This window comes from Mesorhizobium sp. M2A.F.Ca.ET.043.05.1.1 (assembly GCF_003952445.1).
Taxonomy (GTDB): domain Bacteria; phylum Pseudomonadota; class Alphaproteobacteria; order Rhizobiales; family Rhizobiaceae; genus Mesorhizobium.
In genome coordinates, this window is the sequence record NZ_CP034446.1 from 4,629,949 (window position 1) to 4,646,713 (window position 16,765).

At 63.6% G+C, this 16,765-nt stretch carries 15 protein-coding genes and 1 riboswitch; of the genes, 11 read left to right on the forward strand and 4 right to left on the reverse strand.

Going from position 1 to position 16,765, the window contains the following annotated elements; translation table 11 throughout:
• Positions 1-120 precede the first annotated feature (120 nt).
• The 3 genes from EJ069_RS22380 to EJ069_RS22390 are packed head-to-tail and all read left to right on the forward strand — an operon-like array spanning position 121 to position 2,835.
• On the forward strand, positions 121-687 hold the full coding sequence (locus tag EJ069_RS22380; protein WP_126063156.1) for a sigma-70 family RNA polymerase sigma factor: 567 nt from the start codon (positions 121-123) through the stop codon (positions 685-687).
• Positions 684-1,349 (forward strand): anti-sigma factor, encoded by a 666-nt coding sequence (locus EJ069_RS22385; RefSeq protein ID WP_126063157.1) that lies wholly within the window; start codon positions 684-686, stop codon positions 1,347-1,349. Before EJ069_RS22380 ends, EJ069_RS22385 begins: the two co-directional genes overlap by 4 nt.
• The gene (locus EJ069_RS22390) at positions 1,339-2,835 is read left to right on the forward strand and encodes a S8 family serine peptidase (RefSeq protein ID WP_245456244.1); all 1,497 of its coding nucleotides are present in this window, start codon (positions 1,339-1,341) and stop codon (positions 2,833-2,835) included. The genes EJ069_RS22385 and EJ069_RS22390 overlap by 11 nt, the downstream gene beginning before the upstream one ends.
• Positions 2,836-2,877: 42 nt before the next feature.
• On the opposite strand, the gene EJ069_RS22395 is transcribed toward EJ069_RS22390, so the two are convergent.
• A complete protein-coding gene (locus EJ069_RS22395; protein WP_126063158.1) occupies positions 2,878-4,224 on the reverse strand; it encodes an FAD-binding oxidoreductase in 1,347 nt (448 codons plus the stop codon).
• Positions 4,225-4,467: 243 nt separating this feature from the next.
• On the opposite strand from EJ069_RS22395, the gene EJ069_RS22400 reads away from it, so the two are divergent.
• Positions 4,468-5,007 carry a GNAT family protein gene (locus EJ069_RS22400; protein WP_126063159.1) on the forward strand — a complete coding sequence of 180 codons (540 nt, stop codon included), beginning with the start codon at positions 4,468-4,470 and terminating at the stop codon, positions 5,005-5,007.
• A gap of 49 nt (positions 5,008-5,056) precedes the next feature.
• Here EJ069_RS22400 and EJ069_RS22405 read toward each other — a convergent pair whose 3' ends face one another.
• Positions 5,057-6,079, reverse strand: coding sequence for a substrate-binding domain-containing protein (locus tag EJ069_RS22405; protein ID WP_126063160.1), 1,023 nt, complete (start codon positions 6,077-6,079; stop codon positions 5,057-5,059).
• A gap of 358 nt (positions 6,080-6,437) precedes the next feature.
• Between EJ069_RS22405 and EJ069_RS22410 the strand changes: the two genes are divergently transcribed.
• The 5 genes from EJ069_RS22410 to ugpC all read left to right on the forward strand — a co-directional run bounded on the left by EJ069_RS22410 (position 6,438) and on the right by ugpC (position 12,970).
• A complete protein-coding gene (locus EJ069_RS22410; RefSeq protein ID WP_126063161.1) occupies positions 6,438-7,793 on the forward strand; it encodes an ABC transporter substrate-binding protein in 1,356 nt (451 codons plus the stop codon).
• 191 nt (positions 7,794-7,984) lie between these two features.
• Complete coding sequence (locus EJ069_RS22415) at positions 7,985-8,998, forward strand: sugar ABC transporter permease (RefSeq protein ID WP_126063162.1); 1,014 nt, start codon at positions 7,985-7,987, stop codon at positions 8,996-8,998.
• A gap of 1 nt (position 8,999) precedes the next feature.
• Positions 9,000-10,154: a carbohydrate ABC transporter permease gene (locus EJ069_RS22420; RefSeq protein WP_042637358.1), complete on the forward strand. Its 1,155-nt coding sequence runs from the start codon at positions 9,000-9,002 to the stop codon at positions 10,152-10,154.
• Positions 10,155-10,158: 4 nt separating this feature from the next.
• Positions 10,159-11,823, forward strand: coding sequence for an alpha-glucosidase (locus EJ069_RS22425; RefSeq protein ID WP_126063163.1), 1,665 nt, complete (start codon positions 10,159-10,161; stop codon positions 11,821-11,823).
• A gap of 34 nt (positions 11,824-11,857) precedes the next feature.
• Positions 11,858-12,970, forward strand: a complete 1,113-nt coding sequence (ugpC, locus tag EJ069_RS22430) for a sn-glycerol-3-phosphate ABC transporter ATP-binding protein UgpC (RefSeq protein ID WP_126063164.1) — start codon at positions 11,858-11,860, stop codon at positions 12,968-12,970.
• Positions 12,971-13,045: 75 nt separating this feature from the next.
• Here ugpC and EJ069_RS22435 read toward each other — a convergent pair whose 3' ends face one another.
• Positions 13,046-13,279, reverse strand: coding sequence for a DUF680 domain-containing protein (locus tag EJ069_RS22435; protein WP_042637361.1), 234 nt, complete (start codon positions 13,277-13,279; stop codon positions 13,046-13,048).
• 69 nt (positions 13,280-13,348) lie between these two features.
• Positions 13,349-13,555 carry a DUF680 domain-containing protein gene (locus tag EJ069_RS22440; RefSeq protein WP_126063165.1) on the reverse strand — a complete coding sequence of 69 codons (207 nt, stop codon included), beginning with the start codon at positions 13,553-13,555 and terminating at the stop codon, positions 13,349-13,351.
• A gap of 493 nt (positions 13,556-14,048) precedes the next feature.
• Positions 14,049-14,251, forward strand: a riboswitch (cobalamin riboswitch).
• A 108-nt stretch (positions 14,252-14,359) separates the two neighbouring features.
• On the opposite strand from EJ069_RS22440, the gene EJ069_RS22445 reads away from it, so the two are divergent.
• Positions 14,360-15,607: an aromatic ring-hydroxylating dioxygenase subunit alpha gene (locus tag EJ069_RS22445; protein WP_126063166.1), complete on the forward strand. Its 1,248-nt coding sequence runs from the start codon at positions 14,360-14,362 to the stop codon at positions 15,605-15,607.
• Positions 15,608-15,627: 20 nt separating this feature from the next.
• Positions 15,628-16,728, forward strand: a complete 1,101-nt coding sequence (locus tag EJ069_RS22450) for a hybrid-cluster NAD(P)-dependent oxidoreductase (RefSeq protein ID WP_126063167.1) — start codon at positions 15,628-15,630, stop codon at positions 16,726-16,728.
• Positions 16,729-16,765 lie beyond the last annotated feature (37 nt).

Below are 16,765 nucleotides of genomic sequence, written 5' to 3' on the forward strand. Positions count from 1 at the left end.
GCGCTTCTACTGGCAACGCTCCGTTTCTTCGGTTAGCCTCCGCAAATTCCTCGGCGGAGGGTGAACCTTTTTGGACCGATCAGCGACAGAGCTTCGAGGAGCCAGGCGGCTCGACCGGCCATGAATGCGGCGACGGAAACCGATCGCGCGCTTGTAGACCGGGTCGCGAAGGGCGACCGGGCCGCCGTTCGGCTCCTGTTCATGCGTCACCACGCGCGGATCTACCGCTTCGTGGCGCGCCAGACGGGATCGGAAATGATGGCCGACGATATCGCAAACGAGGTTTTTCTGGAGCTGTGGAAGCAGGCGCCCGGCTTCGAGGGCCGCTCTGAAGTCTCGACCTGGCTGCTCGGCATCGCCCGCTTCAAGGCGCTGTCTTCGCTGCGCAAGAAGAAGGAAGACTGGATCGACGACGATGACGCGGCGCAGGTCCCCGACAGCGCCGACACGCCGGAAGTCGTCACCATGAAAGAAGACAAGGCCGCCGCCTTGCGCCGTTTCATCGATGCCTTGGCCGAGGAACATCGCACGGTGATCGACCTTGCCTATTACCATGGCCAGTCGGTGACCGAGATCGGCGAGGTGCTCGGCATTCCGGTCGCGACCGTCAAGACCAGAATGTTCTACGCCCGCAAGAAACTTGGCGAAGCCCTCAAGGCCGCCGGTTACGACAGGGGGTGGCCATGAGCGCCGCTGAAAAGATGTCGCGCCGCGACGAGATGGAGACGCTTCTGCCGTTCTATCTGAACGGCTCGCTGGAAGGCGCCGAACTGGAGGCCGTCGAGGAATGGCTGGCCACCGATCCGGCGGCGATGGCCGCACTTGGCGAAGCGGAAGCCGAATTCTCCGGCACCGCCGCCGCCAACGAGGCGATCCGCCCGCCAGCCGATGCACTCAGCCGTTTTACCAGGGCGCTCGACGCCGAGGCCGGCCCCGTGCGCGCGCCCGGCCAATCCTGGCTGGCGAAAGTCTTCGGCCGGGTGACGGCGATACCGGTCGGCGTCGCCTGGGCGGCGGCCGCTGCGCTGCTGGCGCTGGTCATCGTGCAGTCCTTCGAACGGCCGGGCGGCAAGGGCAACGACTTCGAGGTGGCCGGCGCCGAGGACGATCTGGCGAAGCTGCCTTTCGCCCTGGTCAAGTTCAAGCCGGATGCCAAGATGGCCGATATCGCCGCCTTCCTCGGCCAGAACGGACTGAAGATCGCCGGCGGCCCGACCGCCGACGGCGTATTCCACCTGACGATCCCAGCCAGCACGGCGGCCGATTACGACAGGCTCGTCGGCCTTGTTGCCGCTCAGCCTTTCGCGGATACTGTGATCCAGGGAAGGAAACCGGCCGATGGCGGCTAACGCAATTCCAGGAAATGTGCGCCCGTCCCGAATTGCGTCGCGACCAAGGATCATTCTTCGTGCGGCGCTCCTTGCGGCGGCGGCGTTTGTCGCCGCGCCTGCGTTTGCGCAGACCAACGATCCGAACCTGACGCAGAAGCAGGTGGACTGCCTGAACCGCACGACAACGGCAGGCGGCGACTGCGACAAGGACGGCGGAGCCAAGAATGGCGAAGGAACGCCAGGCACTGCGGGCGGCGCGGTGTTCCTGCCGGCGCTGATCGTCGATCTCTTTCCGAACCCACCGGCGGGCGCTGCCCCGCAGATGCCAGCGCCCCCCAACGGCACATCGTCATCGAACGGTTCCGGCAACACGCCGCCACCCGCACCGGCGCCGAGCGGCCCGGTCACGGTGCCGCAAGGCCTCAACTTGGCGGAGCCGCCGCGCGCGATCGCCGGCGAATTCGTGCCCGACGAGGTGCTGGTGACGGTCGACGGCGATGCCGGTGTGGTGCAGCAGATCGCCAGTTCCTTCGGCCTGCAGGTGCGCTCGCAGCGCCAGTCGCGGCTGCTCGGCACCACCTTAGTGCGTTTCGGCATCACCGACGGGCGGCCCGTCGGCGTGGTGCTAGCGCAGCTTGCCGCCGACGGCCGCACGCAGCGACGCGAGCCCAACCACATTTACACGCTGCAACAGGCGGCCGGCATCGTGAACTATGCCTTCGACCGCATCGCGCTCGATTCGAAACAGGCGAGCGGCGAGAATGTGCGCATCGCCGTCATCGACACCGGTATCGACGACACCAACCCGGCGCTCGCCGGCGTCGTTGCCGACCAATATGACGCCATGCCCAATGTGCCGATCGAGAAGCGCGACCACGGCACCTCCGTCGACGGGCTGATTGCCGGCGTCGGTCCGCTGGAAGGCATGGCGCCGGGCGCGAAAATCTATCACGCGCGCGCCTTCGAAGGCGGCAAGTCGACCATGGACGTCATCCTGTCGGCGCTCGACTGGGCGGCCGAGCAGAATGTGCGCATCATCAATATGAGCTTCGTCGGCCCGAAGAACGACCTGCTCGGCACCGCCTGCCGCAATGCACGCGCCGAGGGCATGGTGCTGGTGGCGGCCGCCGGCAACAACGGGCCGAAGGCACCCTATGGCTACCCGGCCGCTTTCGACGGCGTGATTGCCGTGACCGCGACCGACGCCAAGGACGGGCTGATGCCGCAGGCCAATCGCGGCGCCTATGTCTTCATCTCGGCGCCGGGCGTCGAGATGGTGGCGCCGAGCGGCGCGGGCTCGGACGTGGTGACCGGCACATCCTTCGCTGCCGCCATCGTGTCCGGCGCCATCGCCAACCTGATCCACGCCGCGCCGGAACGCTCGGCCGACGACATCGAGAAGGCGCTGGCGGCAACGGCGAAGGATCTCGGGCCCAAGGGGCGGGACAATGATTTCGGCTATGGGTTGATCGACACGAAGGCGGCCGGAGCGGCGAAGGAGTAATCCGTGCAGTCGGTCGACTGTAACCGACTGCTCGCGACCAATTCAGAGAGCCGGGCCTAATCGGACAGGGCTGCGATCATAGAAGCGCGGCAGCCGGAAGCGGATGAGGTCGTGGCCGGTGTCGTTTCCCTGGATCATGTCTGAGACGACGCGGCCCATTCCAGGGCCGATGCCGAAGCCGTGGCCGCTCATTCCCGTCGCGACGAAAAGACCGCCGATCGCTTGGACCCGATCCACAACGGGGACGACGTCGGGCATGGCGTCGATCATGCCGCCCCACCCGACCTTCAAACGCGCTTTTTCGAGCTGGGGAAAAAGCTGTTTGAAATTGCGTTCGATCGCGCGCAGCCGGGCCGGTTCGGGGGCCGGGTTGAGCACCCGCATTCTCTCGAAGGGACTCTCTTCATCCGGCGCCCAATCGCGCGGCGTCGACCAGCCGTCCGGGTAGCCTGACGGCGCGAACGGGAAATAGCGCGCCCCGAACGGATCGTTCCTGAGGGCGGGAATATATTTGGTGGCATGCCGGAACGCGTCGGGGCCCAGGTAGAGCAAGTGGCTGCCGCCGCCAGCGAGCGTGTATCCGCCATCCTGCCTGCGCCTGAAGGCGATGTGGTCGTCAGCGGCCGCGCCCGCATAGATTTCGGGCAAGGGCTCCGTCGCGGCCACGGTGACGCGGACGCTGAGCTGGGGGATGGACACGCCGTGCCGCGCCAGGAACAGGGACGACCAGGCGCCGCCCGCGACCAATACGGTGGAGGCCTCGATATATCCCCCCTCGGTCCACACGCCCTTGATTTTGCCGGCCGCGACGTCGAGGGTTCGCGCCGCGCAATTCTCCACGATCCTGGCGCCTTTTCGCGCGGCAAGCCTGGCGAGCGCAGGCACCGCCAGCCATGGTTCCGCGCGCATATCGGAGGGCGTCGTCATCGCACCTTTGAACCTGCGCGACATGCCGGTGATGAGTTTTGCGGTTTCGTCCGCATCCAGGAGACGCGTGTCGAGGTCATGGGCCGCGGCGATCTTCATGAACGCTTCGAAGCCAGCCATGTCCTTGTCGGTGTTGGCCAGATAGGTCACGCCAGTCTGGGTGAGCCCGATGTCCTCGCCGCTTTCCTCGGCCAGCTGCCGCCACAGGCGGATGGCCTCGATGACGATCGGCAATTCGTCCGCGTCCCGTCCCTGCTTTCTGATCCAGCCCCAATTTCGCGACGACTGTTCCGCCGCGACGCGGCCTTTTTCCAACAGCGTCACCGGAATGTTACGGGCCGCCAAGAAAAGCGCCGTCGTTACGCCGATGATGCCGCCACCGACAATCACCACCTCCGAAGTCTTCGGCGGAGGACCAGGGTACTGGATTGGATCCGCTTCGGTGAACGGGAATGTGGGCAAATTGGCGTACCCGGAAAGATCGGTTGACGGTCCAGGCTTACCGCTTGTCGCCGTCCAAGATCAGGAGCAGGCGAAGGCGGACCGTTGTCCCACGACGTCGGCGCGCCTGCCGTATCTGACCGGACCCCGGCGCTTCTGCAACTGACCCTCCGCCACCTGATCGACCGGCCAGACCTCGCCCTCCCCGGCACGCCGGGCTTGGGTCATTCGACAAATAGGCGCGAACATCCTAGTTCTTGCAAAATGAAAGCCGATCTTCCCGAACTTCGGGCCGCTCGCCTCATCCTTCGCAGGCCAATGCCCGTGGACGTGGAAACGCGGCTTTCACTTGGACGGCATCGAGAAATCGTCGAAGCCTACGGTGGGACATTCGACCCAAATGCAAGCTTTACCCGAGCCGATGCCGAGGCAGCCATTCGCTTCATCGAGCAACAGGACCATGCATGGGTGATCGACGCGGGCAGTTTTGTCGGCCATGTGCGCCTTCACGGCATGGACTGCCACGATAAGAGAGCGGCCTTGGCCATCGGGATCGACGATCCGGCATATCTCGGCAAGGGGTATGGTGCCGAAGCGATCAGGCTCGTCCTCGGCTACGCGTTCGGTCGCGGTCTGCACCGCGTGTCCCTGCGCGTGTTGTCGAGCAACTCCCGCGCGATCGCCTGCTATCGCAAATGTGGATTTGTGGAAGAGGGACGCGAGCGCGAAGCCGCGTTGGTCAGCGGAAGCTGGCAGGATGACATCATCATGGGGCTGCTGGACAGAGAATTTGGCCCGCCCTGAAGTATCTCTTGACGTCGACTTCAATCGCTTCTCAGCAGCTGGACTCGATTCACACCGGCGCGCCAGCGACCGACCCACGCACCACCAGATCGACCGGCCAGACCTCGCCGCGGGCCCCCTCTTCCAGTCCTGATATCCGCGCGGCCAGGCGCTCGGCAACGCGGGCGCCGGCGAGACGGATCGAGGAGCGCGTCGTCGACAGCGGCACCGGGAAATTTTCAGGCCGCAGCCAGGGGAAGACGTCGTCATGGGCGATCAGCGACAGGTCGCCCGGTATGGTCAGGCCAAGATCGCGCACGGCGCGCACGACGCCGAGCGCCATGATCAGGCTGGAGCAGACGATCGCCGTCGGCGGCTCGGCTTCCTCGAGCAGGCGGCGGGCGGCGCGATAGCCGTTTTCCTCGGTCATGGTCACGGAGCGGATATGGCGCTCGCTGAGCATCAGGCCGCTCGCGGCAAGCGCCCGGCGCATGCCGCGCTCGCGGTGGATGGCGAAGGTCTCGCGCTCATTGCCGTTGATCAGCGCCAGGCGCTTGTGGCCGAGTTGGAGCAGCAGCCGCGCCGCCTCGTGGAAGGCGCCCTCATTGTCGATGTCGAGATAGGGATAATCGAAATCCAGACCTTCGCTGCGGCCATGGGCGATGAAGGGTATGCCCAGCGTATTGACCAAGGCCAGCCGCCGGTCAGCCGGACGCGGCGAGGAGATGTAGACGGCGTCGACCTGCCGGTTGGCGACGATGCGGCGGTAGGTGGTCTCCTCATCGTCGGCATCGGCTGGCGACAGCACGAGGTCGAGCTCGTGCGACCGGGCATAGTCGCCGAGGCCGGAGAGGAACTCGACGAAATGCGGATCGATGTCGACGGCGGCGCCCGTCGGCAGCACATAGCCGATCATGCCGGACTTGCCGGTGGCGAGGCGGCGCGCGCTGGGGTTCGGCCGGTAGCCATGGCGCTTGGCGGCGTCCATCACCCGGCGCCGGGTTTCCTCGCTGACCTCGGGGTAGCCGTTCAGCGCCCGGCTGACCGTGGTCTGCGAAAGCGACAGCATGTGCGACAGTTGCTTGAGGTTCATCGTAGGCCTCCAGCCTCAAAGCGCTTTCAATTCTGTTCGATCCGTGATGGCTGGCGCAATTGCCAGACGAAGTGAGCTTAGAGGCGCATCGACCGTGTTTGAAGCCAAAATTGCTGCTGCAGCGCCAAAAAAGCTTGCTGCGCTGCACTTTCCTAAAGTATTCGACTCTTTTTAAATCGATTAGCAACATGAGCCTCTTGACTTCACGGCGATTCAATGGCGAGATCAAGTCAGCCAAAGCGCTTTGGAACACTCTTCGAAAGGTTGCGGTTGCCTTCTCGCTGAGTCACAGTTCCGTGGGCGTCGGCGGACGAAATGGAGGTTTCGTCCGAACTGTCTCAACACTGGGAGGACTGCGATGAAGAAAATGCTTCTCTTGGGTGCCGCGTTCGCTGCGCTCACCCTTGGCCTGCCGGCACATGCCGAACTGAAGTTCAAGCCGGGCGAAGATTCGAAATTTCACTGGGCGAATTACGACGATCTCAAGAAGGTCGACCTCAAGGGCGAGACGCTGACGATCTTCGGGCCGTGGCGCGGCGAGGACGAAACGCTTGTGCGTTCGGTTCTCGACTATTTCCAGGAAGCCACTGGCGCCGAGGTGAAATATTCCTCGTCCGAGAATTATGAGCAGCAGATCGTCATCGACACCCAGGCCGGCAGCCCGCCCAACATCGCCGTGCTGCCGCAGCCCGGCCTGATCCAGGACCTTGCTTCCAAGGGCGTGCTGACCCCGCTGGGCGACGACGTCGCCGCCTGGATCAAGGAAAATTATGCCGCCGGCGACTCCTGGGCCAAGCTCGGCACCTATACGGGCAAGGACGGCAAGCCCGGCTTCTACGCGTTCCCCTACAAGATCGACGTGAAGGGTCTGGTCTGGTACTCGCCGGATAATTTCGACGAGGCCGGCTACAAGGTGCCGAAAACCCAGGAAGAGCTCGCCGATCTCGAAAAGAAGATCGTCGCCGACGGGGGCAAGCCATGGTGCATCGGGCTGGGTTCGGGCGGCGCCACGGGCTGGCCGGCGACCGACTGGGTCGAGGACATCATGCTGCGCACGCAGCCGCCGGAAGTCTACGACAAGTGGACGAAGAACGAGATCCCGTTCACCGACCCCGCCGTGGTCAACGCCATCGACATCTTCGGCAAGATCGCCACCGACGACAAGATGGTGGACGGCGGCGCCAAGGCGGTCGCGGCGACGGACTTCCGCGACAGTCCGAAGGGCCTCTTCACCGTGCCGCCCAAATGCTACATGCACCATCAGGCGTCGTTCATTCCTTCCTTCTTCCCGGAGAACGTGAAGCTCGGCCAGGATGCGGACTTCTTCCCCTATCCGCCCTACGCCTCCAAGCCGGAACTGGGCACGCCGCTGGAAGTGGCCGGAACGCTGGTGATGATCACCAAGGACTCCAAGGCCTCGCGCGAGTTCATCAAGTTCCTTCAGATGCCGCTCGCGCATGAATTGTGGATGGCGCAGAAGAGCTTCGTCACCCCGTTCAAGGCGGCCAACAAGGACGCCTATGGCAGCGACGCGCTGAAGAAGCAGGGCGAGATCCTGGTCGGGGCCACCACGGTGCGGTTCGACGGCTCCGACCTGATGCCCGGCAAGGTCGGCGCGGGCTCGTTCTGGACCGGCATGATCGACCTGGTCGGCGGCAAGTCCGCGCAGGACGTCGCCGCCGACATCCAGAAAAGCTGGGATGCCATCAAGTAGCCATCCGGCAAATGGGCCGCCGCGCGCGGCCTGATATTTTCCTCATCCTCCACCAGGATCCGGGCTACGGCCCGGATCCGACCGGCGGTCCACGCCGGAAGCCTTCGCGTTTCGATCGTTCCGAATAACCGAAAGTCGGTGCATCCGACCGCCAGCCCCGGCTGGCCGGTCATGCGCAGGGAGAGGGACCCATGGCGGCTCAGATTTTCTCGGCCATATTCGTCATCATCATCGGCGTCGGCGGCTGTGTCGCCTATTTCTGGGGCGCCAACAAACTGCTCGATCTCGTTTTCCCGTCGCGCGGCGTCTCAGGCACGGCAGCCGTCGACAATCTGCGCCGGCAGGGCCTGGTGCGGCCCTGGCTGTTCGTCGGCCCGGCGATGATCATCCTCACCATCTATCTGATCTATCCGGTCATCGAGACGCTGCGGCTCTCCTTCCTCGATCGCGGCGGCCAAAATTTCGTCGGCCTCGCCAATTACGAATGGGCGTTCGGCGACCATGATTTCCGCAACTCGATCCTCAACAACATCCTGTGGCTGGCGGTGGTGCCGGCGGCCTGCACCTTTCTAGGGCTGATCATCGCCGTGCTCACCGACAAGATCTGGTGGGGCACGATCGCCAAGAGCCTGATCTTCCTGCCGCTGGCCATCTCCTTCGTCGGCGCCAGCGTGATCTGGAAGTTCATCTACGAGTACCGCGGCGAGGGCCAGGTGCAGATCGGCCTGCTCAACGCCATCATCCAGTATTTCGGCGGCCAGCCACAGGTGTGGATATCGCTGCCGTTCTGGAACAATTTCTTCCTCATGGTGATCCTGATCTGGATCCAGACAGGTTTTGCGATGGTCATCCTTTCGTCGGCGCTGCGCGGCATTCCGGAAGAGACGCTCGAGGCTGCGGTCATCGACGGCGCCAACCCGTTCCAGATCTTCTGGAAAATCATGGTGCCGCAGATCTGGGGCACCATCGCTGTGGTGTGGACCACCATCACTATCCTGGTGCTGAAAGTGTTCGACATCGTGCTGACCATGACCAACGGCCAATGGAACAGCCAGGTGCTGGCCAATTTGATGTTCGATTGGATGTTCCGCGGCGGCGGCGATTTCGGCCGCGGCGCGACCATCGCCATCATCATCATGATCGCGGTCATTCCGATCATGGTCTGGAACATCCGGCAGGCCAACAAAGAGACGGGAGGGCATTGAGATGGCCGCGTCCACCGGAAAGTCCTTCGTCAGCCGCTTCGGCGTTCATATCGCCGTGCTGGTCTTCGTCGTTATCTGGACCATCCCTACGCTCGGCATTCTCGTCTCGTCGCTGCGCGACAAGGACCAGATCATCGCATCGGGCTGGTGGAATTCCTTCGCCAGTTCCAGCCAGACCGAGGCCGGGCGGCTGCCGGCCGCCTCGGCGCAGACGCAGAAGGACGGCAAATATGTCATCGAAGGCAACGTCTTCGGCGACGGCGCCAAGCGCGACATCAGCGCCTTTGGCGTCAAGGCGGCGGCGCCGACGCAATACAAGGCCGGCACGGCGGCTGATCTTGGCGACGGCGTCACCTTGCAGGTGAACGCGGATGGCAGCTTCGTGCTCGCCTCGCCGAAGGCATTCGAAGGCGATCGCGGCCAGCGCGTTTATTACGCCTCCTCGGCGCCGCCGAAATTCACCACCGAGAACTACGATGCGGTGCTTTTTTCCGAAGGCATCGGTCGCTCGTTCATGAACTCGCTGACGGTGACCATTCCGGCAACGATCATCCCCATCCTGATCGCGGCCTTCGCGGCCTATGCGCTCGCCTGGATGCGCTTTCCCGGCCGGGCGCTGCTGATCGCCGTCATCATCGGCCTGCTGGTCGTGCCGCTGCAGATGTCGCTCATCCCGCTGCTCAAGCTCTATAACGGCGTCGGCACCTTCTTCGGCGTGCCGTCGAAGACCTATCTCGGCATCTGGCTGGCGCATACCGGCTTCGGCCTGCCTTTCGCCATCTATCTGCTGAGGAGCTACATCGCCGGCCTGCCGCGCGAGATCATGGAATCGGCGCGCATCGACGGCGCCAGCGATTTCGAGATCTTCGTCAAGATCGTGCTGCCGCTGTCGTTCCCGGTGCTTGCCTCCTTCGCCATCTTCCAGTTCCTATGGGTATGGAACGATCTGCTGGTGGCGATGGTTTTCCTCGGCACGGCGCCCGATCAGATCGTGCTGACGGCCAAGCTCAACGCGCTGCTCGGCTCACGCGGCGGCAATTGGGAAATCCTGACGACATCGGCATTCATCACCATCATCGTGCCGCTGATCGTGTTCTTCTCGCTGCAGCGCTATTTCGTCCGCGGGCTGCTTGCCGGCTCGGTGAAAGGAGGTTGAAGACATGCAATCGGCTTTGAAGGCGACTTCGAGACCAGACCCTGCGATCGACCGCGACTGGTGGCGGGGCGCGGTGATCTACCAGATCTATCCGCGCTCCTACCAGGACTCCAACGGTGACGGCATCGGCGACCTGAAAGGCATCGTTCAGCGCCTGCCTTATATCGCCTCGCTCGGCGTCGACGCCATCTGGATCTCGCCCTTCTTCAAATCGCCGATGAAGGATTTCGGCTATGACGTCTCGGATTACTGCGACGTCGACCCTATGTTCGGCACGCTCGCCGATTTCGACGCGCTGGTGGCGGAAGCCCATCGGCTGGGCCTCAAGGTGATGATCGACGAGGTCTTGTCGCACACCGCCGACATCCACCCGTGGTTCAAGGAAAGCCGCTCCAGCCGCAGCAACCCGAAGGCCGACTGGTATGTGTGGGCGGACGCCAAGCCGGACGGCACGCCGCCCAACAACTGGCTGTCGATCTTCGGCGGTTCGGCCTGGCAGTGGGACACCAGCCGCCAGCAATATTACATGCACAATTTCCTGGCCGAGCAGCCCGATCTCAACTTCCACAATGGAGAAGTCCAGAACGCGCTGCTCGACATCACCCGCTTCTGGCTGGAACGCGGGGTCGACGGCTTTCGGCTGGACACGATCAACTTCTATTTCCACAGCCAGGGGCTGGAGGACAACCCCCCGCTGCCGCCGGAACAGCGCAACGACCAGACCGCGCCCGCGGTCAACCCTTACAACTACCAGGACCATATCTACGACAAGAGCCGGCCGGAGAATCTCGGCTTCCTCGAGCGCTTCCGCGCGCTTCTCGACGAATATCCGGCACAGGCCGCCGTCGGCGAGGTCGGTGACTCCCAGCGCGGCCTGGAAGTGGTCGCCGCCTACACCGCCGACGGCAAGCGCGTGCATATGTGCTATTCCTTCGACTTTCTGGCGCCGGAGAAGATCAGCGCGGCGAAAGTGCGCGCGGTGCTGGAGGCCTTCGGCCGGGTCGCCAGCGACGGCTGGTCGTGCTGGGCCTTCTCCAACCATGACGTGATGCGGGTCGCCTCGCGCTGGGCCGCCAACGAGACGGACCCGACCGCCTATCTGAAGGTGATCTCGGCGCTTCTGATGTCGCTGCGCGGCTCGGTCTGCATCTACCAGGGCGAAGAACTCGGCCTTGGCGAAGCGGAGCTGAAGTTCGAGGACCTGCAGGACCCCTACGGCATCCGCTTCTGGCCGGAGTTCAAGGGCCGCGACGGCTGCCGCACGCCGATGGTGTGGGAGGCCGCGGCCAAGAATGGCGGGTTCTCGACCGCCAAGCCCTGGCTGCCGGTGCCAGGCAGGCACCTGTCGCAGGCCGTCAACGTGCAGCAGGGCGACGCAAGCTCGCTGCTCGAGCATTACCGCCGCTTCCTCGCCTTCCGGCGCCAGCATCCGGCGCTGGGCAAGGGCGATATCGAATTCATCGAAAGCTACGGCGACACCGTGGCCTTCACGCGCCGCGAGGGCAATGAGCGGATCGTCTGCGCCTTCAACCTCGGCAGCAAGCCCGCCGAGGTCGATCTCGGCCAAGGCGCGCTGCAGACCTTGCCCGGACATGGCTTTTCGGGACAGAGTGGCAGCGGGCCTGTCCGCCTCGGCGGATACGGCGCGTGGTTCGGGCGCATCGACTGAACTTGCAGACAAAGATCAACGGGAGAGGACAAACATGGCCGATGTCACGCTGAACCAGGTGAAGAAATCATACGGCAACCTTAACATCCTCCACGGCATCGACCTCGACATCAAATCCGGCGAGTTCATCGTCTTCGTCGGACCGTCGGGATGCGGCAAGTCCACCTTGCTGCGGTCGATCGCGGGGCTCGAGGAGATCACCGGGGGCGAACTGAAGATCGACGGCGAGGTGGTGAACGACGTGCCGCCGTCGAAGCGGGGCATCGCCATGGTGTTCCAGTCCTATGCGCTCTATCCGCACATGACCGTCTACGACAACATGGCCTTCTCGATGAAGATCGGCAAGGAAAGCAAGGCCGAGATCGACAAGCGGGTGCGGCAGGCGGCGGAAATCCTGCAGCTCACCAAATATCTCGACCGCCTGCCCAAGGCGATGTCGGGCGGCCAGCGCCAGCGCGTCGCCATCGGCCGCGCCATCGTGCGCAACCCAAAAGTGTTCCTGTTCGACGAGCCGCTGTCGAACCTCGACGCCGCATTGCGCGTCGCCACCCGCATCGAGATCGCCAAGCTCAAGGAATCGATGCCGAACACCACCATGATCTATGTGACGCACGACCAGGTCGAGGCGATGACGCTGGCGGACCGCATCGTGGTGCTGAAGGACGGCCGGGTCGAGCAGGTCGGCACGCCGATGGAACTCTACAAGCGTCCGGGCAATCTGTTCGTCGCCCAGTTCATCGGCTCGCCGGCGATGAACATATTGCCGGCAAAGATCGAGAAGGCCGGCAATCCGACCGTGGTCAGCCATGTCGGCGACCGCAAGGCGACGGTGCCGATCGCGACGCCTGCCTCGGCGAATGGCGCGGCGGTCAGCTTCGGCGTGCGGCCGGAGGATCTCGCGATCGCCACCGGTTCCGATTACCTCTTCGAGGGCAAGGTCGACTATATCGAGCAACTCGGCGAGGTTCAGCTCGTCTATATCGATATCGGCCGCGCAGACCTGCCGCTGGTCGCCAAGCTGCCCGGCAATGTCGAGGTCAAGCGCGGTGAGACACTGCGGCTCAACGCAAGCGCCGGCGATCTGCATATTTTCGACGCCGACGGCCATTCCTTCACGCTGCATCGCGAAGAAGCAAAGGCGGCTTGAGCGCAGAGCCGCTGCGGCAAAGAAAAAGCGGCGGGCCTCGGCCCGCCGCTCCTGTTTTCAAATCACGGTCGGCTGTTAACGATTGCCGAAGTGGTCGCGGTCAGCGCCCTGCGGAGCCGACTTCTGCGCGTCGCGGGACGAGTTCAGCAGCTTGTAGACAGGCGAGTCGGTGCCGATCGACGAGGTGCGGGTCGTATCCACGGCGGGAGCCGGCTGGTTGACGCCGCTGTTGCCGTAATTGTCGCTGCCCGCAAAAGCAGCCGAGGAAACGGCCATGAGAGCCGCGGTGGCAAGAATGATATTTTTCATCTCAGTACTCCTGAATTTCCTGATCCGACCGAGGCGACGGGCAAACCCGTCGCCGTTCGAAGTCGGCTGTTAGTTGTTACCGAAAAGGTTGCGGTCGGCGCCCGTGGCGACAGGCTTCTGTTCAGCCGGTTCGGACTTGCGGACCGAGGCTGTGTAAGAAGAGTCGACCGTGGCGGCCGGCGGGTTGGCAGCCTGCGCGTTGTAATTGTCGCTACCGGCAAAGGCGCTGCCGGAAATTGCCAGAAGGGCTGCGGCAGTGAGAACAATCTTTTTCATTTTTGCTACTCCAGTATTTTTATTCAGTCCGTCTAGCGGCGTGTCTTGGGAATGAAATCGCGTCGTTCGGACAGCGCTGATTTGGGTGAGCCGATCGCCGGATTCCAATCACGATGTTTTTTCGTCTGGACTATGAATCCGCATCTTGAAGTTTTCATAAGCATGCCTATGACTATATTTTTATCGAATCTAATCAATGACTTATGTGAGTTCGGCGGTTGGCTCACCAAGTGTGTCGGAGCGCCAACGTTCACAGCGTCCTGTACGCACCGTCAACAGAAACGAACCGTTCGGTTCGATTTTAGAATCTGCTAATAGTCACTTTTTGATACTGTTAACCATCGGAGCCCTCCTGAAGCTCGTCCCGGGGAGCGTTCTGGAAGCCGGAGGGCATGGCGCAAGGACGAGACTCAGCACCGTCAATATGCCGCCCATTGTCGCGCCGCATGGATGCGATGTCGTTTTCATGCCGACGGGAAACCGGCTGTCGTGGTTAGATCAGGCCATCTCAGGTGCCGCTTCGTCGCGACGAGGCGGAGAATTGGGAAGCCGGTCGAAATCCGGCGCTGCCCCCGCAACGGTGGTGGAGTGAGGTCGCAACGGGAGACCACTGGGCCATGGGCCTGGGAAGGTGTTGCGACCGCCCGCGAGGGCAACTCCAAAGCCCGGAAACCAGCCAGAGACAGTTTGAACTCGACTGATCGCGGTGGGCGGTCAAGAGGCGGACGGCGCGTGCCCGGCCCTGCCGGTGGCGGTCGTTCTTCTCCATCACCACCAGTTCAGTCCTTGATGCGAGGACAGGACATGGATGCGCGCAACGACATGCTGAGGCTCCTGCAGAGCCGCAAGCCGGGCTACTCGCTTGAGCAGCCCTTCTATACCGATCCCGACTATTTCAAGCTCGACATGGAGCTGATGTGGTATCGTGACTGGTTGTTCATCGGCCATGATTGCGAGCTGCCGAAACCAGGCAGCTACATCACCGTCCAGATCGGCGACTATCCAGTGGTGCTGGTCCGCGACCAGAAGGGAAGCATCAACGCTTTCCACAACTCCTGCCGGCATCGCGGCAGCCGCGTGTGCAACACCGACAAGGGCACCGCCGCCAAGCTGGTCTGTCCCTACCATCAGTGGACTTACGAGCTCGACGGGCGGCTGCTGTTCGCGCGCCAGATGGCGGAAGGATTCGACAAGAGCCAGTTCGGCCTGAAGCCGGTCGCCTGCGAGAGCGTCGGCGGCTACATCTTCATTTGCCTGGCAAAAGAGCCGGCCGACTTCGCGCCGATGCGCGCCATGATCGAACCCTATCTCCTGCCGCACCGGCTGAGCGAGGCGAAGGTCGCGTTCGAATCGACGATCGTCGAAAAGGGCAACTGGAAGCTCGTCTGGGAAAACAACCGCGAGTGCTATCATTGCGCCGGCAACCATCCGGAACTGTGCAAGACCTTCCCGGAAGCGCCGACGGTCACCGGTGTGCAAGGCGCCGACAGCGATCCGGAAATGCTTGCGCACTGGGCGAAATGCGAGGCGGCGGGTCTGCCGAGCCGGTTCCGGATCGACCCGGCCGGGCAATACCGCGCGACGCGCGCGCCGCTGCTGCGCGACGCCGTCAGCTACACGATGAGCGGCAAGCGCGCCGTGACGAAAAACCTGTCCGCCAGCGTCGCCGCCGACCGTATCGGCACGTTGATGCACTACCATTACCCGACCACGTGGAACCACATCCTCATCGATCACGCCGTCACCTTCCGTGTGCTGCCGATCAGCGCCACCGAGACCGCGGTGACGACGAAATGGCTGGTCCACAAGGACGCGGTGGAAGGCGTCGACTACGATCTGGCAGAACTCACCCATGTCTGGACCGAGACCAACGATCAGGACCGCCGCATCGTGGAGGAAAATGCGCTCGGCATCCTGTCGCCGGCTTACGAGCCCGGTCCCTATTCCGAGTTGCATGAGGGCGGCGTCATCCAGTTCGTCGAGTGGTACGCCTCCTTCATCGGTCCGCGCCTTGCCGAAGGCGGTCGCCCGGCGTTGCGCAGCGTCGCCTGAAGGCTAAGGAGATGAACGCGATGACGGATCTCGGCCTCTATCGCCATCTCGACGAGATGGCGCCCTGGAACGACAGGCTGCAGGTGCTGGAAGTGATCGGCGTCAGCGACGAGGCGCCGCAGGTGAAGACGTTCACCTTCCGCTCCGACAATCAGACCTGGTTCCGCTACAAACCCGGGCAGTTCGTGACGCTGGAATTGCCGACCGCCGACGGGCCGCTGATGCGGACCTACACGCTGTCGTCCTCGCCGTCGCGGCCGTTCTCGATCGCGGTGACGGTGAAAGCGCAAGCCGACAGCGTCGGCACGCGCTGGATGTTCGACAATCTGAAGCCCGGCGTCCATGTGAAGGCCTACGGGCCGGCCGGCGATTTCTCGCTGCACAGCCATCCGGCGGCCAAATATCTGTTCATTTCGGCCGGATCCGGCGTCACGCCGATGATGTCGATGCTGCGCTGGCTGAACGACTGCGCGCCCTGGACCGATGTCGGCTTCGTCAATTGCGCGCGGCGGCCGGAAGAGATCATCTTCCGCAAGGAGCTCGAACTGCTCGGCAGCCGCATGCCCGGCCTGTCGCTCGGCTTCATGATCGAGGAGCGGTCGAGCCGCGAGGGCTGGTTCGGCCATATGGGCCGCATCGACGCGATCCGGCTGCCGCTTCTGGCACCCGACTTCCGCGAGCGGGAGATCTTCTGCTGCGGGCCGGACCCCTTCATGCGCGCCGTGCGGCAGATGCTGGAGGCAGCCGGCTTCGACATGAGCCGCTACCATCAGGAGAGCTTCGCCGCGCCGGCCGTGGAAGAAGTCCCGGCGCCGTTCGCGATGCCGGCCGGCGACGACGCCAAGCCGCTCGCCGAGGCGGTGACGCCGGTCCGCTTTTCGCTTTCAGACGTCGATGCGGAATGCGTCGCCGGACAGACCGTGCTGCAGACGGCGCGCGCTTCGGGCGTCAGGATCCCGGCGGCCTGCGAGTTCGGTCTCTGCGGGACCTGCAAGGTGAAGAAGGTCTCGGGCGAGGTCTCGATGAGCCACAATGGCGGCATTCTCGATCACGAGATCGATGACGGCTATATCCTGGCCTGCTGTTCGAGGCCGTTGTCGGCGCTGGACATCGAGGCCTGAAGGCTTGTCGGTCGAGGCGAGGACCGTTGCGGGATCA